23 protein-coding genes are annotated in these 23,605 nt (G+C 57.1%); 8 read left to right on the top strand and 15 right to left on the bottom strand.

Going from position 1 to position 23,605, the window contains the following annotated elements:
• Positions 1-47: 47 nt before the first annotated feature.
• From WFL93_RS14220 to WFL93_RS14205, 4 genes are all read right to left on the bottom strand, one after another.
• The gene (locus WFL93_RS14220; protein WP_336778413.1) at positions 48-1,373 is read right to left on the bottom strand and encodes an MFS transporter; all 1,326 of its coding nucleotides are present in this window, start codon (positions 1,371-1,373) and stop codon (positions 48-50) included.
• Between the two features lie 45 nt (positions 1,374-1,418).
• Positions 1,419-2,372: a phosphoglycerate dehydrogenase gene (locus tag WFL93_RS14215; RefSeq protein ID WP_336778412.1), complete on the bottom strand. Its 954-nt coding sequence runs from the start codon at positions 2,370-2,372 to the stop codon at positions 1,419-1,421.
• A 129-nt stretch (positions 2,373-2,501) separates the two neighbouring features.
• Positions 2,502-3,386 carry a dihydrodipicolinate synthase family protein gene (locus tag WFL93_RS14210; protein ID WP_336778411.1) on the bottom strand — a complete coding sequence of 295 codons (885 nt, stop codon included), beginning with the start codon at positions 3,384-3,386 and terminating at the stop codon, positions 2,502-2,504.
• A 17-nt stretch (positions 3,387-3,403) separates the two neighbouring features.
• Complete coding sequence (locus WFL93_RS14205; protein ID WP_336778410.1) at positions 3,404-4,552, bottom strand: iron-containing alcohol dehydrogenase; 1,149 nt, start codon at positions 4,550-4,552, stop codon at positions 3,404-3,406.
• 185 nt (positions 4,553-4,737) lie between these two features.
• Between WFL93_RS14205 and dtnK the strand changes: the two genes are divergently transcribed.
• Genes dtnK through WFL93_RS14190 form a run of 3 tightly spaced genes read left to right on the top strand, consistent with a single transcriptional unit; the run spans position 4,738 to position 7,750 of the window.
• On the top strand, positions 4,738-6,009 hold the full coding sequence (gene dtnK, locus WFL93_RS14200) for a D-threonate kinase (protein WP_336778409.1): 1,272 nt from the start codon (positions 4,738-4,740) through the stop codon (positions 6,007-6,009).
• Positions 6,002-6,982 carry a D-threonate 4-phosphate dehydrogenase gene (locus WFL93_RS14195; protein WP_180823073.1) on the top strand — a complete coding sequence of 327 codons (981 nt, stop codon included), beginning with the start codon at positions 6,002-6,004 and terminating at the stop codon, positions 6,980-6,982. Before dtnK ends, WFL93_RS14195 begins: the two co-directional genes overlap by 8 nt.
• Before the next feature lie 6 nt (positions 6,983-6,988).
• Complete coding sequence (locus tag WFL93_RS14190; protein WP_007888729.1) at positions 6,989-7,750, top strand: DeoR/GlpR family DNA-binding transcription regulator; 762 nt, start codon at positions 6,989-6,991, stop codon at positions 7,748-7,750.
• A gap of 165 nt (positions 7,751-7,915) precedes the next feature.
• On the opposite strand, the gene WFL93_RS14185 is transcribed toward WFL93_RS14190, so the two are convergent.
• Entirely contained in the window at positions 7,916-8,263 is a 348-nt protein-coding gene (locus tag WFL93_RS14185; RefSeq protein ID WP_007888732.1) for a YacC family pilotin-like protein, read from the bottom strand.
• A gap of 177 nt (positions 8,264-8,440) precedes the next feature.
• Between WFL93_RS14185 and cueO the strand changes: the two genes are divergently transcribed.
• Entirely contained in the window at positions 8,441-10,030 is a 1,590-nt protein-coding gene (cueO, locus tag WFL93_RS14180; RefSeq protein WP_336778408.1) for a multicopper oxidase CueO, read from the top strand.
• Here the strand turns inward: cueO and WFL93_RS14175 are convergent.
• Positions 10,023-11,312 carry a cystathionine gamma-synthase family protein gene (locus tag WFL93_RS14175; RefSeq protein ID WP_336778407.1) on the bottom strand — a complete coding sequence of 430 codons (1,290 nt, stop codon included), beginning with the start codon at positions 11,310-11,312 and terminating at the stop codon, positions 10,023-10,025. The two genes, cueO and WFL93_RS14175, sit on opposite strands and share 8 nt — an antisense overlap.
• Before the next feature lie 165 nt (positions 11,313-11,477).
• Between WFL93_RS14175 and hpt the strand changes: the two genes are divergently transcribed.
• From hpt to WFL93_RS14160, 3 genes are all read left to right on the top strand, one after another.
• Complete coding sequence (hpt, locus tag WFL93_RS14170) at positions 11,478-12,014, top strand: hypoxanthine phosphoribosyltransferase (RefSeq protein ID WP_007888744.1); 537 nt, start codon at positions 11,478-11,480, stop codon at positions 12,012-12,014.
• Between the two features lie 203 nt (positions 12,015-12,217).
• Positions 12,218-13,144: an ABC transporter ATP-binding protein gene (locus WFL93_RS14165; protein WP_049851473.1), complete on the top strand. Its 927-nt coding sequence runs from the start codon at positions 12,218-12,220 to the stop codon at positions 13,142-13,144.
• Complete coding sequence (locus tag WFL93_RS14160) at positions 13,141-13,911, top strand: ABC transporter permease (protein WP_336778406.1); 771 nt, start codon at positions 13,141-13,143, stop codon at positions 13,909-13,911. The genes WFL93_RS14165 and WFL93_RS14160 overlap by 4 nt, the downstream gene beginning before the upstream one ends.
• 75 nt (positions 13,912-13,986) lie before the next feature.
• Here the strand turns inward: WFL93_RS14160 and panD are convergent, their stop codons facing one another.
• The 9 genes from panD to thpR all read right to left on the bottom strand — a co-directional run bounded on the left by panD (position 13,987) and on the right by thpR (position 21,059).
• Positions 13,987-14,367 (bottom strand): aspartate 1-decarboxylase, encoded by a 381-nt coding sequence (gene panD, locus WFL93_RS14155; protein ID WP_007888760.1) that lies wholly within the window; start codon positions 14,365-14,367, stop codon positions 13,987-13,989.
• Positions 14,368-14,408: 41 nt separating this feature from the next.
• Positions 14,409-15,263 carry a pantoate--beta-alanine ligase gene (panC, locus tag WFL93_RS14150; RefSeq protein ID WP_049851474.1) on the bottom strand — a complete coding sequence of 285 codons (855 nt, stop codon included), beginning with the start codon at positions 15,261-15,263 and terminating at the stop codon, positions 14,409-14,411.
• Positions 15,264-15,278: 15 nt separating this feature from the next.
• Complete coding sequence (panB, locus tag WFL93_RS14145) at positions 15,279-16,073, bottom strand: 3-methyl-2-oxobutanoate hydroxymethyltransferase (RefSeq protein ID WP_336778405.1); 795 nt, start codon at positions 16,071-16,073, stop codon at positions 15,279-15,281.
• 42 nt (positions 16,074-16,115) lie between these two features.
• The gene (folK, locus tag WFL93_RS14140) at positions 16,116-16,601 is read right to left on the bottom strand and encodes a 2-amino-4-hydroxy-6-hydroxymethyldihydropteridine diphosphokinase (RefSeq protein ID WP_007888765.1); all 486 of its coding nucleotides are present in this window, start codon (positions 16,599-16,601) and stop codon (positions 16,116-16,118) included.
• Positions 16,598-18,013 carry a polynucleotide adenylyltransferase PcnB gene (pcnB, locus tag WFL93_RS14135; protein WP_235440736.1) on the bottom strand — a complete coding sequence of 472 codons (1,416 nt, stop codon included), beginning with the start codon at positions 18,011-18,013 and terminating at the stop codon, positions 16,598-16,600. The genes folK and pcnB overlap by 4 nt, the downstream gene beginning before the upstream one ends.
• A 37-nt stretch (positions 18,014-18,050) precedes the next feature.
• Positions 18,051-18,986, bottom strand: coding sequence for a tRNA glutamyl-Q(34) synthetase GluQRS (gluQRS, locus tag WFL93_RS14130; RefSeq protein WP_336778404.1), 936 nt, complete (start codon positions 18,984-18,986; stop codon positions 18,051-18,053).
• Between the two features lie 70 nt (positions 18,987-19,056).
• Positions 19,057-19,512 carry an RNA polymerase-binding protein DksA gene (gene dksA / locus WFL93_RS14125; protein WP_007888770.1) on the bottom strand — a complete coding sequence of 152 codons (456 nt, stop codon included), beginning with the start codon at positions 19,510-19,512 and terminating at the stop codon, positions 19,057-19,059.
• Between the two features lie 305 nt (positions 19,513-19,817).
• Positions 19,818-20,522 carry a DNA/RNA nuclease SfsA gene (gene sfsA / locus WFL93_RS14120; protein ID WP_336778403.1) on the bottom strand — a complete coding sequence of 235 codons (705 nt, stop codon included), beginning with the start codon at positions 20,520-20,522 and terminating at the stop codon, positions 19,818-19,820.
• Entirely contained in the window at positions 20,523-21,059 is a 537-nt protein-coding gene (gene thpR / locus WFL93_RS14115) for an RNA 2',3'-cyclic phosphodiesterase (protein ID WP_336778526.1), read from the bottom strand.
• A gap of 36 nt (positions 21,060-21,095) precedes the next feature.
• On the opposite strand from thpR, the gene hrpB reads away from it, so the two are divergent.
• Positions 21,096-23,570: an ATP-dependent helicase HrpB gene (gene hrpB, locus WFL93_RS14110; protein ID WP_336778402.1), complete on the top strand. Its 2,475-nt coding sequence runs from the start codon at positions 21,096-21,098 to the stop codon at positions 23,568-23,570.
• Positions 23,571-23,605: the final 35 nt, after the last annotated feature.

The following is a 23,605-nucleotide window of genomic DNA, read 5'->3' as shown; positions in this document are numbered from 1 at the left end:
GTGCGCATTAATGCGCACCTTACGTCGTAAGATCCCATTCCAGACGATTACCGCACCGCGCCGCTGGCGACGGAATGGGAGTGCGTCACCTGTTCCTCATCCACGATAGGTTCAACTTTGCCCATCAGGAACAGATAGTTAAGGATACCAATCACCACCAGCACCGCCGAGAACACCAGCGCCCAAGTGAAGTGGCCGGTCGCACCGACGATGGCGCCGGTAATAATCGGGCCAACGGCACCGCCCATGTTGGAGACGGTGTTTTGCAGCCCGGCGACAATCGATACGCTGTTTTGCGGCGCAACATCGCCCGGCAGCGCCCATACCTGTGAGGCCGCAACGGTGGTGCCTGATTTTGCGATACACAGCAGCAGCACGGTCATAAACACCGAGTCGGTAAACGGCGCAAAGCCGATGCACAGCGCCATCAACAGCCCAATGGTGAGGAACAGTTTGCGCGTGGCGGTCAGCGATAGCACTTTGTTATGCACCATGCGATCCGATGCCCAACCGGCCAGCACTTCAATCACCATGCCGCAAATCAGCGGCAGCGCAGCCACCATCCCCATTTTGAGGAAATCCATGCCTTTATCTTTCACCAGATAGGTCGGCAGCCAGGTGATAAAGAAGTAGGAGGTGTAGTTGATGGTGAAGAAACCAATGCACATCGCCCAAATATTGCGATAGCGCAGCAGCTTGTACCACTTCATCGGACGCACGCTTTTATCGCCATGCTTCTGCGCCTGGCCGTCACGGATAAAGCGCACTTCCTCTTTGCTGATCGACTGATGATCTTCCGGGTTTTCGGCGTAGATAAAGTACCAGGCGATAACCCAGAACAACCCTAATGCACCAATGGCGAGGAAGGTCAGACGCCAGTCGAACATGGCGATCATAAACACAATCAGCGGCATCGCCATCGCCCCCCCAAACTTCGAGGCGCTGTCGAACAGGCCCGACACCGTGGCGCGTTCGCGGTCCGGGAACCAGCGCGCGGTGATGCCGGCGTTGCTCGGATAGGCAGCCGCTTCACCTACGCCCAGCGCTAAACGCAGCGCCAGCAGCGATTTAAAGCCGGTCGCCAGACCCATCGCCATGGTGGCGATTGACCACCAGCCGACGGCAATTCCCAGGCCTTTTTTCTGGCCGAAGCGATCGGCAAACCAGCCCGCCGGGATCTGCAGCAGCGCGTAAGACCAGAAGAATGCGGCCATGATAAAGCCCATCATTTCCGGATTGATATCGAGCTCTTTGATCAGATGCGGTGCCGCAGCCGAGAGAACGGTGCGGTCAATATAGTTAATGGCGATGGCCAGCCACATCAGGCCAGCGATCCACCAACGGATACGACTCGAGCGTGCAGAGTTAGTCATAATAATTATCCACTCGAAAAAAGGGTTACAGGGAGAGGCGGCGAATTATTCCAGCCCGTTCATCACGTTAAGCGGGCGTTCGCCCTGGCAAATGCACTGCACGATTTGTGTCACGCAACGTTCGCCTATCGTGCTGATGGCACCGTCGGTGTAACCGGCGAGGTGCGCGGTGGGAATGAAGTTGCTGAGCGTGAACAGCGGATGCTCCGTCAGCGGTTCTTGCACGAACACGTCAGCCGCAGCTCCGGCAATCACGTTATCCAGCAGCGCCTGATAGAGATCCTGCTCATTCACCACACCGCCACGTGAGGCATTGACCAGGAAGGCACTCTTCTTCATGCGTTTCAGCCGGGCGGCATCAAACAGGTGGTGGGTTTTGTCGGTCAGCGGCATATGCAGGGTGATGAAATCGCTGGTTTCCGTCAGCTGATCCAGCGTGACGAATTCGATGCCGTGCTCGGCAGCAAATGTCTCATCTGGATAAAAATCGAAGGCAATCACCCGCATGTTGAAGCCTTTAGCGCGCAGCGCGACCTGCTTGCCGATATTGCCCAGCCCAATAATGCCCAGCGTTTTGCCGTAGACATCGGTGGCAAAAATGCGCGGCCAGTGTCCGGCGCGCGTTTCAATCGCCGCCTGAGTTACCTGGCGCGCGCAATTCAGTATCAGCGCGAAGGCGAAATCGGCCACCGCATGTTTGTTGGCGTCCGGCACGTTAGTGACGTAAATACCGCGTGCGCGCGTGGCATCCAGATTGATATTGTCGACGCCCACGCCGTGCTTACAGACGATTTTCAGCTGTGGCGCCAGCGCCAGCAGCGCCTCGTTGACGTCGGTAAAGGCGACGATCAGCGCGACCGTATCAGCCAGATGCGGCTCAAGCGCGCTCAGCGGCGCATCGGCGGGCAGGGTGATCAGCTCAAAACCCTGTTGTTGCAGGGTTTCAATGGGCGTCGCCTCATATTTAGCAAACGACGGTGAGGTGCAGATGACTTTCATAAATCTTCCCGATGTTGAAAATACAGCTAAGAGCCGGTGCCGCGATTAACACGGTGCGCATAAATGCGCACCCTACAAAACGCGTAGGGTCGCCATTTATGGCGCCCTGGCAGGCCGCTCACCCGGTAATTACTGCAAATATTGATTCACGATCTGACGAATTTTCTGCTCTTCATCGGCAGAGAAACTCACCGCATAGCGGCTATCGCCCACGTCAAAGCCGAGCAGCGACACCGCTTTTTTTACTGCAGCCGGCGAGAAGCCGACGCTATACAGATCGGTGCGCAAGCCGGTGACATTTTCCTGCGCCAGACGAGAACCTTCGATATCGCCAGCGTGGAAGCGTGCCCAAATGGCGTTGATCTCTTTGGGGGCGACGTTGGCGAGCCCTGAAATACAGGCCGAACAGCCGTCGACGAAGCCCTGATGAATCAGCGAATCCGGGCCATTCAGTACATCGAAGCTATCGATGCCTGCTGCCGCCTGCAGAAAACCGCTCAGGCTTTCATAGCTGCCAGCGCTATCTTTGATGCCGATGATGTTCGGATGCGCAGCCAGCGTGCGCACGGTCTCCGGCTGGAGCGTGTTGCCCGTGCGCGCCGGGATGTTATAGAGGAACAGCGGCACATCGATGGCGTCAGCTACCGCGCGATAGTGGGCGATCAGCTCTTCCTGTTTCAGCGGCACGAAGTAGGGCGTAATCACCGAAACCGCATCCACGCCCAGCTTCGCCACTTGCTTGCCGAGACGAATGGTTTCACGCGTCGAGATTTCGCCAATGTGCGCCACTACCGGCGTGGTGCCGTTAACTTCATCGACGCAAGTCTGTGTCACCGCCAGCTTCTCCTGCTCGTTCAGCACGAAGAATTCACCGTTGGTGCCGCCGCAGAAAATACCGTTGCCAGCACTTAACTGGCGTTTGACCTGCTCGCGCTGGGCGACGGGATTAAAGGCACCGTCGCGATCGAAGGTGGTAACGATGGCGGTTAACACGCCCTGAATTTTCTTACTCATGTTGTCCTCGATAATGCTTAGTGGCTCAAAGCGGGAAACAGCGTCAGGTAGACGTTGCGTACGTCATCTGCGCCCACTTTCATCGGTACATTCTTCATCAGACGCTGCACGTCGAGTGCGGCTTCAACCAGATACGGCAGGTGATCCGGGCCGATACCCAGCTCTTCAAGACTGGCGGGCAGCTTTAGGCGTTTTACCAGCGCGGCGAAGTACTCAACCAGCGCATGAGATTTGGCTTCTTCATCCAGTGATGTATCGGCATTGGGCAGCAGATCGTAAGCCTGAGCGAATTTGCTCACCGCCGCTGGACGCACAAAGCGCATGCACGGCGCGAGCAGAATGGCGTTAGCCACACCGTGCGGCAGATGATATTTACCGCCCAACGGATAGGACATGGCGTGTACCAGATGGGTACCGGCATGCGCAATCGACGCACCGCCATAATAAGATGCCCACAGCATATTCAGGCGCGCTTCAAGGTTATCCGGCTCAGCGAGAGTGGTTTCGAGGCTGGCAAACAGCTTTTTCATGCCGATCAGCGCATAGTTATCGCTTACCGGATTCGCCACGGTAGCGGTAAAGCATTCGATCAGATGGCACAGCGCATCGATACCGGTAGAAGAGGCGATATGCGGTGGCATGCTGGTGGTGAGCTCCGGTATCAACGCGACATAATCCGGCAGCATCACCGGCGTGATTATGCCGACTTTGGTCTCTTTCTCCGGGATCGCCAGAATGGCGTTCGGCGTGGCTTCCGAGCCGGTGCCCGCCGTGGTGGGAATCAGCAGCGAAGGGGTGCGCGTCTGCGGTTTTTCACCGGCCAGCAGCGCATCCAGCGTTGGCGCGTCCGCGACGCACAGAATAGAGAGCAGCTTAGCGACATCCAGTACGCTGCCGCCGCCGACGCCAATCACCAGATCGACATCGGTGGCCGGTAGCGCAGCGACAATGGCCGCCACATCGTGCTGGCTTGGCTCTGGCGGCACCGTATTGACGATGCTCAGGCTAACCAATTGTTGCTGCAGCTGGGCGATCAGCCTCTGAACCGCCGGAATGCCTTCGATATTCTTATCGGTCACCAGCAGGGCTCTCTTCTTACCTCGTAGTAGATAGCTGAGGTCATTAAGCGCCTGAAAGCCACTTATCACGGTGCTGTTGATATTCATTACATACCCTTATCGCGTTTTTTGTGCTGAATGATTAATTTTGCTCAAACAGCGCGAGGTCCATCATTTCAGTGCCTAATTTTATAGGACAAATTGATTTCAATTAATTTGATCTTGCTCACATATAATCAATCATGATTGAATATAATCATTGCAGCACGGCAGTAGCCGCTAAAGGAGAGAAAATGACTTCACAGCCATGGAAAACGCCCGTCTTAGTGATTGCCGATGATTTTACCGGTGCTAATGATGCGGGCAGCGGGCTGGCACGCGCCGGAGCGCGCGTGCATGTGCTGTTTGACAGCAGCACGCCCCATCCAGCTGGCAGCGCTGATGTGCTGGTGATCAGCACCGATAGCCGCGCGGTAAACGCGCAAGAAGCGGCGCGTCGCACCCTTGCAGCGCTGGAGCAGCATCAGGCGATGGTCAACGATGGCTGGCTGTTTAAGAAGATCGATTCCACGCTGCGCGGCAATCCCGGTGCGGAAATCAGCGCGGCGCTGCAGGCCAGCGGCAAAAAATTAGCATTGGTAGTGCCGGCGGTGCCGAAACTGGGGCGTACCACGCGCAACGGTGAAGTCTGGATCGATCAGCAGCGTTTGATTGATACCGAATTCGCCAGCGATCCCAAAACCCCGGTTACCAGCAGCCATGTGCTGACGTGCCTGCAAATGCAGAGCATCTTGCCCGGCGAGACTCTCGACCTCGCCACGGTACGCGACGCACAACTGGCCCAGGTACTGGCGAGCAAACAGGGGTTGCTGGTGGTGGATATCGAGCAGGACGCCGACCTTGCCTTATTAATGGCGGCGGCGGCCGCGCTAGATGAGCGGCCACTATTGGCCGGAGCCTCAGGCCTGAGCGATGCGCTGGGCGAACTGCTGGCTGCCCGTCGGCCGCGTCCGGTGCTGGCGGTGGTGGGTTCGATGAGCGCAATGGCGCAGCAGCAAATTGCGCGCCTTGCCAGCCAGCGCGACATCCGCATTATCGATATTGATATCCGCCAGCTGTTTGCCCAGCCTGCCTGGCCGCAAGCCGCCGAATGGCAACAGGCGATGCTGCAGGCGCTGCACGATGGCGCGCATTGCGTGCTGCGCACCACGCAGCATGCCGATCAGCGTCACGACATTGAGCAACTCTGCCAGCAGCATCAGGTTTCGCGGCAGGCATTAGGCGAACGCATCTGCCAGTTTCTCGCGCAGTTAACCAGCACCGTTTGTCGTCAGGTGCAGCCTGCGGGGCTTTATCTCTCCGGCGGAGATGTGGCGATTGCCGTGGCGCAGGCATTAGGTGCCAGCGGTTTCCAGATTCAGGGCCTGGTGGCGGGCTGTGTGCCGCACGGGGTTTTGCTTAACAGTGAATTACACCTGCCGGTGATGACCAAAGCAGGTGGCTTTGGTGACGAAAACACCCTGGTAGAAGCCATTCGTTTTATTGAGGAGAAGTTGAGTGAATAAAATTATTGCGATTACCATGGGCGATCCGGCGGGCATTGGCCCGGAGATCATCATTAAAGCGCTGGCAGAAGGTGATTTAGCGGGCGTGCCGGCCGTCGTAGTCGGCTGCGCCAACACGCTGCGCCGGGTGATGGGGTTAAATGTGACGCCGCAGGCAGAGCTACGCGTGCTTGATCAGGTTAACGATGCGCACTTCGCGCCGGGCATTATTAATGTGATTGATGAACCGCTGGCGGATGCGGATGCGCTAAAACCGGGCGTGGTGCAGAAAGAGGCGGGCGATCTGGCGTGGCGCTGTGTTAAGCGCGCCACCGAGTTGGCACTGGCCGGAGAAGTACACGCCATTGCGACCGCACCGCTGAATAAAGAAGCGCTGCACTCGGCAGGTCACCTGTATCCTGGCCACACCGAACTGCTGGCACAGCTCACCAATACTAAAAACTATGCCATGGTGCTCTACACCGATAAGCTGAAAGTGATTCACGTTACTACGCATATCGCGCTGCGTAAGTTCCTCGACACCTTAAACGGTGAACGCATTCAGACGGTGATCGGCATGGCCGACAGCTTCCTGCGCCGCGTTGGGTTCGATAAGCCGCGCATCGCGGTGGCGGGAGTTAATCCTCATGCCGGTGAAAACGGTCTGTTCGGCGATGAGGAGATCACTATCGTCGCGCCTGCGATTAACGTGATGAAACAGCAGGGCATTGATGTGCATGGCCCATGCCCGCCCGATACTGTGTTCCTGCAGTGTCAGGAAGGGCAGTACGATATGGTGGTCGCGATGTACCACGATCAAGGACATATCCCACTGAAGTTATTGGGTTTCTATGATGGCGTGAATATTACTGCGGGCTTGCCCTTTATCCGCACATCGGCGGACCACGGTACCGCATTTGATATCGCCTGGACAGGTAAAGCGAACTCTGCGAGCATGGCAATCTCCATTAAACTCGCGATGCAGCTTGCATAGGGAAATATGAAGGGACAAAGCCGTCTCGACCAGATTATGGACTATCTGAAGAGTCATAATCTGGTCACCGTTGAACAACTGGTGAGCGCTATTTCCGCCTCGCCGGCGACCATCCGCCGCGATCTGATTAAGCTGGACAAGGAGGGCGTCATTAGCCGCAGCCACGGCGGCGTCACGCTCAATCGCTTTATCCCCAACCAGCCCACTACGCTGGAGAAGATGCAGCGTAATCTGGCGGAAAAACAGGCCATTGCCCAGTTTGCCGCCCGTTATGTGCAGTCGGGTGATGCGGTGGTATTGGATGCCGGCACCACCATGCTGGAGCTGGCGCGCCAGCTAACGCATCTCAAGCTGCGCGTTATCACCGCCGATCTGCATATCGCGCTGTTTTTATCCGAGTTTAAGCAGATCGAAACCACCATTATTGGCGGACGCATCGATGATTCCAGCCAGTCGTGTATTGGTGAGCACGGGCGTCGCCTGTTGCGCAGCATCAATCCGGATATCGCCTTTGTCAGCTGTAACTCGTGGAGTATCGAACGCGGCATTACCACGCCAACCGAAGATAAAGCCGGATTGAAGATGGACTTGCTGGCCAATGCGCGCCGCCGGGTGCTGCTGGCTGACAGCAGTAAATACGGCTCCTGGTCGCTGTACTGCGCGGCACCGATTGATAGCCTGACTGATGTGGTGACGGATGCGCGTCTGGATGAAGCGGTATGTCGCGACCTGCGCGAGCGTGGAATTGGTCTGGAGTTAACGGTTTAGGTTTGGATCGTGCTGGCTGTCCCCCATCCCGGCCTTCCCCCGCAAGCGGGGGAAGGAGACGCTGCCACATGCAACTCCCAACTCACATATAGCAGCATCTTCCTCCCCCGCTCGCGGGGGAGGACAGAGGAGGGGGACAGCGAGCACCAACCGAAGGGGAACCGATTACTTCACGTAAGCCAGCAAACTCAGCGAATCGCGCGCTAACGACTTACACTTCTTGTCGTTGGTAATGGCGATGCCGCTCAAATCCTTGTAGCTCTCTTCACCGAGCGACTTCATGTTGTAGTTGCTGTAGTTGCTCAGATCCCAACGGTTCTGTTGGGCAAAAAACACCAACGCTTTACGAATCTGCGCGTCCGGCAAATCCTGATAGCCACAATCGTTCTTCAGATAAACGAACACCGCGGTGAGGTCGGCGAGATCTTCTGCTTCGGATTCACTCAGGGCAAAACTGGTGGAGGAGAAGCCAAGGAGTCCCGCCAGCAGCAGGATCTTGATGCTTTTCGTCATAATGATTCTCAACAAGGGACAATTTATTGACGTTAGCACAGTTATTGTCGCTATTCCGCTAAATTTGCCCTTTCGGGCCATTCACGCGCTTTTTCTCAGTGCATTCTGTTTCAGCACTTGACCCTCCCGCAGGGTAAAGGTTTACGCTGTGCCCTTATTCACGACAAGGATAAGAATATGCAACGTCGTCATTTTCTAAAGTTGACTGCCGCTCTCAGCGCCGCCGGTGCGCTGCCGCTATGGAGCCGCTCACTAATGGCCGCCACGCGACCGTTATTGCCGATCCCTTCCATTTTGGAACCTGACGCACGCGGGCAATACACGCTGATCGCCATGACCGGCAGCAGCCAATGGAACGGCAAAGCGGTGCCCACCTGGGGTTACAACGGCGGATTGTTAGGGCCAGCACTCAGATTGCAGCGCGAAAAAAACGTCACGGTAAATATTCATAACCAACTGCCTGAAGCCACTACGTTGCACTGGCATGGCCTGGAAATTCCTGGCGATGTTGATGGCGGTCCGCAAGGGATCATTGCGCCAGGTGCCACGCGTCAGGTGAGTTTTACCCCGGATCAACCGGCCGCCACCTGCTGGTTCCATCCGCATCAACACGGCAAAACCGGCTATCAGGTGGCGCAAGGTCTGGCGGGATTGGTGCTGCTGGAAGATGAAGCGTCCGGCAAACTGCGCCTGCCGATGCAGTGGGGCGAAGATGACGTGCCGCTGATTTTCCAGGATAAACAGCTGAATAAAGCGGGGACGCAAATCGATTATCAACTCGATATCATGCGCGCCGCGGTGGGCTGGTTTGGCGATCTGATGCTGACCAACGGCGTGCCATATCCGCAGCATGCCGTACCGCGCGGCTGGCTGCGCCTGCGTTTGCTCAACGGCTGTAACGCGCGCTCGCTGCATATCGCGACAAGCGATCGGCGTCCGCTGTATGTGATCGCCAGCGACGGCGGTTTACTGGCCGAACCGGTGAAAGTGACGAGCCTGCCGTTGTTACCGGGCGAGCGTTTTGAGGTGATGGTGGATACGTCGGATGGCAAAACCTTCGACATGGTGACGCTGCCGGTTACGCAGATGGGCATGACGCTTGCCCCGTTCGATCAACCTTTGCCGCTGGTGCAGATCATGCCGCTACGCGTGATGGCCAGCGGTACGCTGCCGGACAAACTGGTGGATCTGCCACCGGTTCCTGCAACGGATGGCCTGCAAAGCCGCTGGCTACAGCTGATGATGGATCCGCAGCTTGATCAGCAAGGCATGCAGGCGCTGATGGATCGCTACGGAGACAAAGCCATGGGCGGTGTGAAAATGGATCATGGCAACATGGCGATGAGTAACAGCGCGCAGCCGATGGATCATGGTGACATGGCGATGGATCACGGCAGCCACGGTAAAGCTGCGGCGTATGATTTCCACAACGGCAACAAGATCAACGGCCAGGCCTTCAATATGACCAAGCCGATGTTCAATGTGGAACTGGGTAAACTGGAGAAGTGGACCATCTCCGGCGAAGGCGATGCGATGCTGCATCCGTTCCACATTCATGGCACACAATTCCGCATCCTGTCAGAAAACGGCAAGCCGCCGGAGCCGCATCGTGCCGGCTGGAAAGACATTGTCAGCGTAAACGGCTGGCGCAGCGAAGTGCTGGTGCGCTTCAACTATGTCGCCAACGCTGAGAATGCCTATATGGCGCATTGCCATCTGCTCGAGCATGAAGATACCGGCATGATGCTGGGCTTTAGCGTCAGTTAATCGCAGCTTCAAGCGCCAGACGTATATCTTCAATCAGGTCGTCGGGATGCTCGATACCAATTGACAGGCGCACGGTGGCATCGCTGATGCCAATGCGTTGCCGCACTTCCTGCGGCACGCCCGAATGGGTGGTGCTGGCAGGATGGCTGGCGAGCGATTCGGTGCCGCCCAGGCTCACCGCCAGCTTGAACAGCGCCAGCGTATTGAGGAAGCGGAACGCCGCCGCTTGTCCGCCACGAATATCAAATGAGAAGGTCGAGCCGGCGCCGCTGCACTGGCGCTGATACGTTTTGCCGGCTGGGCTCTCTGCATCGAGATACGGCAGCCAATGCAGCTTTTCTACCTGTGTATGTTCGCGCAAAAACGCCGCCACTTTATCCGCATTGCTGGCCGCCTTCTCCATACGCAACGACAGCGTCTCCAGCGAGCGGCCGATCATCCAGCTGGAGTGCGGATCAAGCTGAGTGCCGATGGCGCTACGCAGCGAACGCACCTTGCTCACCAGCGCTTTACTGCCGAGCACCGCGCCGGCAATCAAATCCGAGTGGCCACCCACATATTTAGTCAGCGAATAGAGCGACAAATCTGCGCCGTGCTGTAACGGATGCTGAAACACCGGGCCGAGCAGGGTGTTGTCGCAGGCGAGAATCGGCCGTGAACCTTGCTGCTGCGCAATCACATCGGCAACTTGCTGCATTAACTGGATGTCGACCAAACTGTTGGTGGGATTGGCTGGCGTCTCAATCAAAATCAGTGCCACGCGTCCGCGCTGCCATGCGAGCTTAGCCGCTTCATGTACCTTATCTTCGTCGGTGCCATCGCTGAAACCCACTGCTTTAATTTCCAGATCGTGTAGCGTTTTGCTCAGCAGCGTTTCGGTGCCGCCGTACAGCGGCTGGGAGTGCAGAATCACCTCACCAGGGCGGGCAAACGTCAACAGCGTGGTGGCAATCGCTGACATCCCGGAGGAGAACAACGCTGCACTTTCCGCACCTTCGTAGACCGCCAGCCGATCTTCAACGATTTCGCTGTTGGGATGGTTAAAGCGCGAATAGACTAATCCGCCACTTTTGCCTTCTGGCGGCTGCTTGCGCCCGGCGACGAAATCAAAAAAGTCCTGTCCCTGTTCGGCGCTGTTAAAGACAAAAGTCGAGGTGAGAAACACCGGCGGTTTTACCGCGCCTTCCGACAGCTGCGGATCGTAGCCGTAATTCAGCATCTGCGTTTCCGGGTGCAAATCGCGCGTACCAATCTGTGTTTTTTTACTGGATGAAGCGGTCATAGGAACTCCAGAACCAAGCGGTGAAGGGGCGGACTCGTCCATACAGTTAACGTCAGCGTGATAAATTTCGCCACGGAATCGTTTGCGTTCTGTGCGCGGCGTTAGACGCCAGCTCGACTATGATAGACTTCGTGGCTTTCCAAAAACCGTAATTGGACGCATGCAATGAAACATACCGTCGACGTGATGATCTCCGAGCAAGAGATCGCAACCCGGATTGCCGAACTGGGCAAGCAGATTAGCGAGCACTACCGCGACAGCGGCAGCGAAATGGTGTTAGTAGGTTTGCTGCGCGGCTCCTTTATGTTTATGGCCGATCTGTGCCGCACCATCGACGTGCCGCATGAAGTCGACTTTATGACCGCCTCCAGCTACGGCAGCGGCATGTCGAGCACGCGCGACGTAAAAATCCTCAAAGATCTCGACGAAGATATTCGTGGCAAGGATGTGCTGATCGTCGAAGACATCATCGATTCCGGCAACACCCTGAGCAAAGTGCGCGAAATTCTGCGCCTGCGCGAGCCGAAATCGCTGGCAATTTGTACCTTGCTGGATAAGCCGGAGCGCCGTGAAGTGGATGTCACCGTGGAATACGTCGGCTTCACCATCCCTGACGAGTTTGTGGTGGGCTTTGGCATCGACTACGCGCAGCGTTATCGCCATTTGCCGTATATCGGCAAAGTTATCCCGACCGGTGAATAACCGCACAATCGTCCAAGGCTAATCTCCCCAGCCTGCGATAAACTGCGCAGCCCGTGAGCCAACCGCTTATGGGCTGGCTTGACTCTCTGCTAAACTCCTTTGATTTCTCAATCTTTATTATCGCGACAGCGCATGCCTCTTCGTTCGCGCGCACTATCATTACACGTGGCTGTGATGTCACAACAATAAGGTATGGATTCACAATGACATATGCACTGGAAATTTCCGGGCTGACCAAAACCTATCCCGGCGGCGTACAGGCGCTGAAAGGACTCGATCTCAACGTGGAAGCGGGGGATTTTTACGCCTTGCTCGGGCCGAACGGTGCCGGAAAATCCACTACCATCGGTATTATCAGCTCGCTGGTGAATAAATCTGGTGGCAGCGTGCGCGTGTTTGGTTATGACCTGCAAAAAGATGTGGTCAACGCCAAGCGTCAGCTCGGGCTGGTGCCGCAGGAGTTCAACTTCAACCCGTTTGAAACCGTGATGCAAATTGTGGTGAATCAGGCGGGTTACTACGGCGTGGAACGTGCCGAAGCCAACAAGCGTGCAGAAAAATACCTTAACCAGCTTGATCTGTGGGGCAAGCGCAACGAACGTGCGCGTATGCTTTCGGGCGGGATGAAGCGCCGCCTGATGATTGCGCGAGCCTTGATGCATGAGCCGAAGCTGCTCATCCTCGATGAACCCACCGCGGGCGTGGATATCGAACTGCGCCGTTCGATGTGGAGTTTCCTGAAAGAGCTGAATATCAAAGGCACCACCATCATTCTCACCACGCACTATCTGGAAGAGGCGGAGATGCTGTGCCGCAATATCGGCATCATCCAGAGCGGCGAGCTGGTGGAAAACACGTCGATGAAAGGGCTGCTCTCCAAGCTGCAATCCGAAACCTTCATTCTGGATCTCGCTCCGCGCAGTCCGCTGCCGCAGCTGGAGGGCTTCCAGTATCGACTGGTGGATACCTCCACGCTGGAAGTGGAAGTGATGCGCGAGCAAGGACTGAACAGCGTGTTTAGTCAGCTGAGCGCGCAGGGCGTGCAGGTACTGAGTATGCGCAATAAAGCTAACCGCCTTGAGGAGCTGTTCGTCAGCCTGACACAGGGAAAAACAGGAGTGAAAGCATGACGCACTTGTATTGGGTGGCGCTCAAGAGTATCTGGAGCAAAGAGATCAACCGCTTCGCCCGCATCTGGATTCAGACGCTGGTGCCGCCGGTAATCACCATGACGCTGTATTTCATCATCTTCGGCAATCTGATTGGTTCGCGCATCGGCGATATGCACGGTTTCAGCTACATGCAGTTTATCGTGCCGGGCCTGATCATGATGGCGGTGATCACCAACGCTTACGCCAACGTGGCGTCGTCATTCTTCAGCGCCAAGTTCCAGCGCAATATTGAAGAGCTGCTGGTGGCGCCGGTGCCAACGCATATCATCATCGCCGGTTATGTCGGTGGCGGCGTGGCACGTGGCGTGTGCGTCGGGATTCTGGTTACGGCGATTTCACTGTTCTTCGTGCCGTTCCAGGTGCATTCATGGTCGATGGTGGCGCTGACGCTGCTGCTCACCGCCATTTTGTTCTCGTTGGCGGGCCTGCTGAATGCGGTCTTCGCGCGCACCTTTGACGATATCAGCCTGATTCCTACCTTCGTGCTGACGCCGTTAACCTATCTTGGCGGCGTGTTCTACTCGCTGACGCTGCTGCCGCCGTTCTGGCAAGCGGTGTCGAAGCTCAATCCGGTGGTGTATATGATCAGCGGCTTCCGTTACGGTTTCCTCGGCATCAACGATGTGCCGCTGGTGTTTACGCTATCGGTGCTGATTGCCTTTATCGTGGTGTTTTACGTGCTGGTGTATACGCTGATTCAGCGTGGCAGGGGATTGCGTACCTAATGATGGTCGCGGTCGCCAGAAATGGCGACCCTACGAATAACAAGGGCGCGGTTTAAAAACCGCGCCCTTATCGTATCAGGCTACCTGAACCGGCAACGCCTTAGCGAGGCGCTTCATTTCATTGTCGCCTTCAAAATAGGCGACTTTCGGCTGCCAGCTGCGCGCGACTTCATCTTCCACCTGCACGTAAGAGCAGATGATCATGATATCGCCAGCACAGGCACAGCGCGCGGCGGCGCCATTGACCGAAATGATCTTCGAGCCACGTTCAGCGGCAATCGCATAGGTTGAAAAACGCTGGCCGTTGGTAACGTTATAGATGTCGATGGCTTCATACTGCAGAATGCCGGACGCATCGAGGAAATCCTGGTCAATGGCGCAGGAACCTTCGTAATGCAAATCTGCCTGGGTGACTTTTACGCGATGCAGTTTGCCCTGAAGTACGGTACGAATCATAGCGGGATAACCTTATTATGCTGCTAATAAACGACGGAAAATTACTCCGTCAGATCCACTTGCTGATTATCGATCAGCCGCGCATTGCCCAGCCAGGCGGCCATTAAAATCACCGCGCGTTGGCTATCGACAGTTAACGCTTGCAGGGTTGCGGCATCGCAGATGGCTAATCCATCCGGACGGAACCCCTGATCGCGCAGCGACGCTTCCGCTTGCTCGATAATCTCTTCGACATGGCGCTCGCCATTGCTCAGACGCTCGGCCATGCTGTTCATCACCTTACTGAGACCGGCGGCGATTTTACGTTCGTCGGCGGTGAGATAACCATTGCGCGAACTCAGCGCCAGACCATCTTTGGCGCGCACCGTTGGCACACCCACGATCTCAATATCAAAGCCCATATCCGCCACCATCTTGCGGATAATCGCCAGCTGTTGAAAATCTTTCTCGCCGAAGCAGGCGATATCGGGCTGCACCAGATTGAACAATTTGCTGACGACGGTGGAGACGCCGCGGAAATGGCCCGGACGGCTGGCGCCTTCCAGCAGCGATGAGAGTCCCGGTACTTCAACAAACGTCTGGCTATCGAGACCTTGCGGGTAAACCTCCGCTGGCGCCGGCGCAAATACCACATCGACGCTGTGACGATTGAGCTTCTCGCAATCGTCCTGCAGCGTGCGTGGATAGCGCGCCAGGTCGTCGGGACGCTCAAACTGCATCGGGTTAACGAAAATGGATACCACCACAATATCGGCCCGTTCACGCGCTTCATCGACCAACGTCAGATGACCGTCATGCAGGTTGCCCATGGTCGGGACGAGCGCGATACGTTTGCCTGCCTGACGCCAGCGACGAATTTCACGACGCAGCATCGGCAGTGTTTCGATGATCAGCACTGCAAATCTCCTGATTTACTGGAAACTGTGTTCAGCGGCTGGATAGATGCCCGCTTCAACGTCGGCGATATATTGGCGAATCGCCGCACGAATGTCGCCAGTTTCGGCGAGGAAATTTTTGGCAAATTTGGGAATGTGGCCGCCGGTAATGCCAAAGGCGTCATGCATCACCAGAATCTGACCGTCGGTGACGTTGCCAGCGCCGATACCAATCACCGGCACCGACAGCGCTTTGGTGACGCGCTCGGCTAATGCCACCGGGACGCACTCCAGCACCAGCAGCTGCATGCCCGCGGCTTCCAGCGCTAGTGCATCAGCCAGCAGACGTTCGGCGGCGGCTTCATCGCGGCCCTGTACTTTATAGCCGCCGAAAACATTAACCGATTGCGGTGTCAGTCCCAGATGGCCGCACACCGGTACGGCGCGCTCGGTCAGCATGCGCACGGTTTCAGCCAGCCATTCGCCGCCCTCCAGCTTCACCATGTTGGCACCGGCGCGCATCAGCTGCGCGGCATTAGTGAAGGTGTGTTCCGGCGTGGCATAACTCATAAATGGTAGGTCAGCCATCAACAGTGCCTGCGGCGCGCCACGGCGCACGGCGGCGGTATGATAAGCGATATCCGCGACGGTAACCGGTAACGTCGATTCATGGCCTTGCACGGTCATGCCGAGCGAATCACCAATCAGCATCACCTGAATGCCTTCATTGGCAAAGAGACGGGCAAAACTAAAATCGTACGCCGTCAGCGTGGCAAATTTGCGGCCGCTGGTTTTGAATTGGCGTAGATGGGAGATAGTTGTCGGTTTCATCGCACACTCCAGAGTTTTCTGATGCGCGCAGTGTACTACGGGTTACTCAGACCACAAACGGATAGCGCTGCGATCCAGCCTGGCAAGAATCTCAGCCAATGCTTGCCCGTTTGGCAGCGCCAGCTGCGGCGCAATCTCCAGCAACGGCACCAGCATAAAAGCGCGATTGTGCATGTCGTAATGCGGCACGGTGAGACGCGGGGTGTTAATCGTGGCGTTGCCAAACAGCATGATGTCGAGATCCAGCGTACGCGGTCCCCAACGTTCAGCTTTACGCACGCGACCGTGATCCAGCTCAATACGTTGCGTGTGATCGAGCAGCGCTTCGGCAGCCAGCGCGGTTTCCAGTTCCACCACCGCATTAAGGTAATCGGGCTGATCCGGTGGGCCGTACGGCGGCGTGCGATATAACGAAGAGGTTTTGAGGCGCGAGGTGTGCGGAATGGCATCCAGTGCGGCCAACGCTGCATCAACCTGATGCAGCGGATCGGCCAGATTACTGCCTAAAGCGAGGTAAACGCGGGTCATTGCGCGCTATTGGTATCGCGACGTGGCCCGGTTGGACGGCGGCGTGGACGGCGCGGTTTACGGCGCGGTGCCGGATCGTCGCCCAGCGTGGTCATCATGGTTTTCTGCTGGACCGGCGCGGCCGCCTGGAACTCGCCCCACCAATGCGTCAGCTTTTGCAGCTCAGGATTGTTTTCCACGTCGGCACGCAGCGCCATCAGGTCGTAAGCGGCGCGGAACTTTGGATGCTCCATCAGCTTCCACGCTCGTTTGCCGTGACGACGCGACATGCGCAACTGCAGCTGCCAGATATCGCGAATCAAAGTGGTGATACGTTTCGGAATCGCTAGCGCGCGGCAGGCTTCATCCAGAATTTCGTTCATCGACAGGGCAAAGGCATCGTAATAGGTCAGGCCGCTTTCCTGCGCAATACGCTCGGCGGATTCCAGCTGCGGATACCAGAACATGGCGGCAAACAGGAAGGCCGGGTTAACGCGCATATCATTTTGAATACGCGTATCAGTATTTTTCAGCACCTGCGCCAGCATGCGCTCCATCAGGCTGTCGCTTTCGGCGGTGAAACCCCGCGTCAGCGTCGGGAACAGCGGCTGGAACAGCTGATATTCACGCATCATCTGATAGGTGCGGTAGCCGTAACCGGCCTGCAGCAGCTTAAGTGACTCTTCAAACATACGCGCCGGAGGAATGTCATTCAGCAGCGTTGCCAGGCGCGGGATCGGCTCGGCGGTTTCTGCAGCAATACGCATCTGCAGCTTGGCGGCAAAACGTACCACACGCAGCATGCGCACCGGATCTTCGCGATAGCGGGTTTCCGGATCGCCAATCAGGCGAATGATGCCTTCCTGCAGATCGTGCAGGCCGCCGACGTAATCGCGGACGGTGAAATCGGCCACGCTGTAATAGAGGCTGTTGATGGTCAGATCGCGGCGCTGGGCATCATCTTCAATGCTGCCGAAGATGTTGTCGCGCAGCAGCATGCCGTTCTGGCCGCGCTGCGAGCTATTGCGATCTTCTTCGCTCTCTTCCTGATGATGGCCGCGGAAGGTAGCAACTTCGATCACTTCCGGACCGAACATCACATGCGCCAGACGGAAACGACGACCCACCAGGCGGCAGTTGCGGAACAGCTTGCGCATCTGCTCAGGCGTGGCGTTGGTGGTGATATCAAAGTCTTTTGGCTTGCTGCCGAGCAGCAAATCACGCACGCCGCCGCCAACCAGGTAAGCTTCATATCCGGCTTTGTTCAGGCGATAGAGCACTTTAAGGGCGTTTTCGCTGATATCTTTGCGTGAGATGTTGTGGCTTTCGCGTGGAATGACGGTCATCAGACTCTTCTCAGCTTCCACCTCTTCAGGCGCCTCCTCATCACGCTTGAGGACTCTCCGGCAAAAATTAGCGACTCGGGTAAAAATGGGACACCTCGACAGTGATAAAAGGGTGTTAATAAAATCAGCGGCTAATCATAGCCTGTTGAGAACCATTTAGGAATGGCGATGTCGTTTCATCGGGCTTGAGACCGTTCTGCAACGGAATCAGGCGGATATTCCACTGCGCGACGGCCTGTTTCAGCAGGTTTTCCAGCGATTCATCCTGCCATCCTGGCGAAACCGGTTGACCGAGAAAGCGCAGCGCCTGCACCAGCAGCGGTCGCGCATCGCCGGTTGGCAGCGCGGGCGCATGATTTTGCTTTGAAAGCTTATTGCCATCCTGATTGACCGCGAGCGGTAAATGCAAGTAATCCGGCACCGGCCAGGCGAACTGCTGATAAAGCGCTATCTGGCGCACCGTCGGCTCAATTAAATCTGCGCCGCGCACAATTTCCGTTACGCCTTGAAAATGGTCATCGACCACCACCGCCAGGTTATAGGCAAATAGCCCATCACGGCGATGGATAATAAAATCTTCCTGTGCCAGCTGCGATTCCGCCTGTAAATGGCCGCGCAGACGATCGTCAAAACCGAAAACGGGTGCATGTTGACGCAGGCGCAATGCGGCATTATCGGGCGGCAGCTGCAAATCGCGGCAGTGGCCGTCATAAAATCCGCCTGATTGCTGAATACGACGCCGGGTACAGCGGCAGAAGTAACTTTGACGATGGCTTTGCAGCCAGCTCAGCGCGGCGCGATAGGCATCATGACGCTGTGACTGCCACAGCACTTCGCCATCCCACTGCAAACCGTAATGTTCCAGCTGCTGCAAAATACGCGTTGCCGCACCGGGAACTTCACGTGGCGGATCGATATCTTCGATGCGCACCAGCCAGCTTCCCTGTTGCGCACGCGCACTCAGGTAACTGCCTAACGCAGCAATCAGCGAACCAAAATGCAGGTCACCCGAAGGAGAGGGAGCGAAACGCCCAATGCAGGGAGGAGTTAAAGCGGTCATTTGGAAGTGTACCGCACGTCGGGAAAACAGGGATTTTCCCGGCTGTGCGGTAACAGTTTGCTCACGGCCATTAGCCAGCCATCTGCTTCTCGCGGATTTCTGCCAGCGTTTTGCAGTCGATGCAGAGGTCGGCAGTCGGACGCGCTTCAAGGCGGCGAATACCAATTTCTACACCGCAGGAATCACAGTAGCCGAAATCGTCGTCATCCACTTTCTTAAGCGTTTTCTCAATCTTTTTAATGAGTTTGCGCTCACGATCGCGGTTACGTAATTCCAGGCTGAACTCTTCTTCCTGTGCAGCACGGTCGACCGGATCCGGGAAGTTGGCAGCTTCGTCCTGCATGTGCGACACAGTGCGATCTACTTCATCCCGAAGTTGGTTGCGCCAGGCTTCCAGAATCTTACGGAAGTGACCTAGCTGGGCGTCGTTCATATACTCTTCGCCCGGTTTCACCTGATACGGCTCCACTCCAGCAATGGCGAGGATACTCAGGGACGATGTTTTACGGTTTTGCCCTTCTTGCATGTTGTTTCTCCTGGATAACACGCACTTCCCTAGATGCTTCAAGTTGCTTGTGCACTGGCTGCGTTCATTCATCTTCGTAACTTACGTGGGTAAGCACCGGAGATTCATTCTGTTGCCATCTTCCTGCAACCCGAAATATTTAGGGCTTATCGATTCCCATAAAGGGGAAAAAAACAGGCCGCTATAAATAGCAGAAGCAATCAAGGTTGGCAATTATTCCTGACCACTGCTTGACAAGCCTCTGAAGAATCGCGTATTCAGCGCCTCGCCGAGAACAATCCTGGCACACCAAATTGCTATAAATATTACAACGCTACGTTAATCGGACGCGTTAGTAACATCTTTAGCGGTGATATCTGAGCTTGATACGCTAACACCTCTACACCACAACGCTGCGCCTGTTCCAGTAGTTCTGCGTATTGCACGTCGATATGGCGTGCCGGGGAAACGTCCTCAATCCCCGTATGCAAAACCGCGAACAACAAAACGGCTCGATGACCTTCTGCCACGATAGTGCTGAGTTCGCGCAGATGTTTCTGACCTCGAGTCGTCACGGCATCCGGAAAATAGCCTTTACCTAGATGTAAAAGGGTGACGGACTTGACTTCAATATAGCAGTTCGATCGACCCTCCGCTTGTAGCAGAAAGTCAATTCGGCTTTTTTCCGTGCCGTATTTCACTTCAGGCTGGCAGTGGCTGTAAGCGGATAATTCCGGAATTGCATCGTGGCTTAGCGCCTCTCGTACCAACTGGTTGGCGCGCAGCGTATTGACGCAGATCCAGTGGCCTTGTTGGGTCTCGGTGAGCTCCCAACTGTGCGGATATTTTCGCGTAACGCTTTCGGAGGTTGAGTACCACACCGTGTCACCCGGCGTGGCACAACCGGTCATCGCACCGGTGTTGGCGCAGTGAATAGTTAGCGTTTCGCCTTCCGGCGTGATCACATCGGCTAAAAAACGTTTGTAACGGGCGATCAAGCGGGCGGGTTTGAGCGGCGGATCGAACTGCATTTACTCTCCTGATGATAGTAGCGGCCAGCGGGCCAGCGCCTGATAACGCGTGCGGCCGCGCGTCACGTTGGAGGCGAACAGTGCAAAATGATGGATATCGGTGCGCCAGTGAAAGCCGCGCGCGGGTAGCGCGACCTGTGACGCCGCATGGCGCAGCAGCGTGACGTGCGGATGGAATGGCTGCGCACTTTGCGCACAACCGTGCCGCGCGGCTTGCGCACGCAACAGGCTGGCGAGCTGCAGCAGGCCGCGCGGCGCACGCTGGCAACCCAGCCACACCACGCCGGGGCGCGGCCAATGTCCGGCATCATCCAAATCCAGCGCAAAGCCAGGCTGCACAATGCGCGAGGCTAACAGCTGCAGCTTGCGTGATTTCTCGTCGCCTACCTCGCCGAGAAAGGCCAGCGTCAGGTGCAAATTGGCCGCCTCGACCGGTTTACCCGCCTCAGCCGCAAAGTTATCTGCGCGCCACTGCACCAGCTGTTGCTGGAGCGGAGCGGGCAGTTCAAGAGCAAAAAACAGACGTTGCATTGCCAGGTTGGCCTCCGGTAAACCGCGCTTGAGAGTGCTACAATGCGCGCCATCTTAGCACAGGCATTTTGGGAGATGAGTTTGAGTGAGTTACCGGTAAGCGAGGTGCTGCCTGAGCTGCTGGCCGCGCTGGCGCAGTCGCCGCAGGTGTTGCTGGCGGCGCCGACCGGCGCAGGTAAATCCACCTGGCTGCCGCTTCAGCTGCTGCAACATGCCAAACTGCCCGGCCGCATCATCATGCTGGAGCCGCGCCGCCTGGCTGCACGTAACGTGGCGCAACGGCTGGCGGAGCTGCTCGGCGAACAGCCGGGCGCAACGGTGGGTTATCGCATGCGCGGAGAGAACTGCTGCGGTGCCAACACGCGTCTCGAAGTGGTGACTGAAGGCATCCTGACGCGCATGCTGCAGCGCGATCCGATGCTGGAGGATGTCTCGCTGGTGATTCTGGATGAATTCCACGAACGCAGCCTGCAGGCCGACCTTGCGCTGGCGCTGCTGCTCGATGTGCAGCAAGGACTGCGCGACGATCTGAAAATCCTGCTGATGTCGGCGACACTCGACAATCAGCGTTTGCGTCAGCTGCTGCCGGACGCGCCCTTTGTGGTGTCTGAAGGCCGCAGCTTCCCGGTTACGCGGCGCTATGCCTCGCTCAATAGTCAGCAACGCTTTGAAGAAGCGGTGGCGCGCGAAGTCACGCACCTGCTGCGCGAAGAGCCGGGTTCGCTGCTGCTGTTCTTACCTGGCGTGGCAGAAATTGAGCGCGTGAAGCGCGAGCTGGAGGCGCGGGTCGGCGAAGAGGTTGATCTCTCTCCTTTATATGGTGCGCTTTCGCTGGATGCGCAACGCCGCGCGATTCTGCCCTCTCCACCAGGTCGTCGCAAAGTGGTGCTGGCGACCAATATCGCGGAAACCAGTTTGACCATCGAAGGCATTCGTCTGGTGGTCGACAGCGCGCTGGAACGCTCGGCGCAGTTTGATGTACGCAGTGGCGTAACGCGGCTGCAAACGCAGCGCATCAGCCAGGCCTCAATGACGCAACGAGCCGGGCGTGCAGGACGTCTTGAGCCCGGCATCTGTCTGCATCTGCTGCCGCAGGAGCAGGCGCTGCGGGCTGCGGCGCAGAGCGAACCTGAAATCCTCAACAGCGATCTGACTTCGCTGCAGATCGACTTGCTGCAGTGGGGCTGCCGGGAGGCGGCGCAGCTGAGCTGGCTCGACGCACCGCCGCCGCGTAATTTGCGCGCAGCATGCGCGCGCTTAACACAGCTGGGCGCGCTGGAGAATCACCAGCTCAACGCGCGTGGCCGCAAAATGGCTGCATTGGGCAGCGATCCGCGTCTCAGCGCCATTCTGGTCGCCGCCGGGCAAAACAATGATGCCATCGCCAGCGCCGCGCTGCTGGTGGCGATTCTGGAAGATCCGCCGCGCAGCGGCAGCGTTGATTTGCGTGATGCGCTCAATCATCCGCAATCGCACTGGCAGCGCCGCGCGCGTCAGTGGCAAAAACGCCTCAACGCCAGCGGCGGCAGGATTAATCCCGATCTGTTTCCGCAACTGCTGGCCGCCGGGTTTGCCGACCGTCTGGCGCAGCGACGCGGTGACAGCGCACGTTATCAGCTGGCGAACGGTATTGGCGCGATGCTCAATGAGCAGGACGGTTTGAGCCGCTACGAGTGGCTGATTGCGCCCACGCTGCTGCAGGGGGCCAGCAGCGCCGACGCGCGCATGCTGCTGGCGCTGCCGGTGGAGATTGATGCGCTGCGCCAGCAGTGCCCGACATTGGTTGAGCAGCGCACCGACGTGGAGTGGGATGAAGAGAAAGGCACCTTGCGTGCCTGGAAACGCGAACTTATCGGTGCGCTGGTGCTAAAAGCCCAACCGCAGGCGCGTCCGGACGCTGAAATTTTGCATCCGGCGATGCTGCGCTGGATCCGCGAAAAAGGATTGTCGGTGTTGGGCTGGAAAGCGGACGCTGAACAGCTACGCTTGCGGGTGCAGTGTGCGGCGCAGTGGCTGCCGCAAGAGGCGTGGCCGCAGCTGGATGATGACAGCTTGCTGGAGTCGCTGGAGAGCTGGCTGCTGCCGGAGATGAGCGCGGTGCGCGACCTGAAAGGATTGCAGAGCATCAATCTTGTCAGCGCATTATTACATTTGCTGACATGGTCACAACGTCAGCGGCTGGATAGTGTGCTGCCAACTCATTACACTGTGCCGACCGGAAGCCGCCTGCCCATTCGCTACGATGCCGAGAAGCCTCCCGCGCTGGCGGTGCGGATCCAGGAGATGTTTGGCGAAGCACAAAATCCGGCGGTGGCAGAGGGCCGCGTACCGCTGGTATTGGAACTGCTTTCGCCAGCGCACCGTCCGCTGCAGATAACGCGCGACCTCGCGGCGTTCTGGCGCGGTGCCTATCCTGAGGTGCAGAAAGAGATGAAAGGGCGCTATCCAAAGCATCCGTGGCCGGACGATCCGGCCAACGCCTTACCCACAAGGCGGACCAAGAAATTTTCATCGTGAAACGCTGTGGATCGAATTCAGAGGGTTCTGCCATG

Source organism: Pantoea sp. USHLN256, assembly GCF_037149875.1.
Classification (GTDB): domain Bacteria; phylum Pseudomonadota; class Gammaproteobacteria; order Enterobacterales; family Enterobacteriaceae; genus Pantoea; species Pantoea nemavictus.
This window is presented reverse-complemented; position numbering and strand designations above follow the sequence as displayed.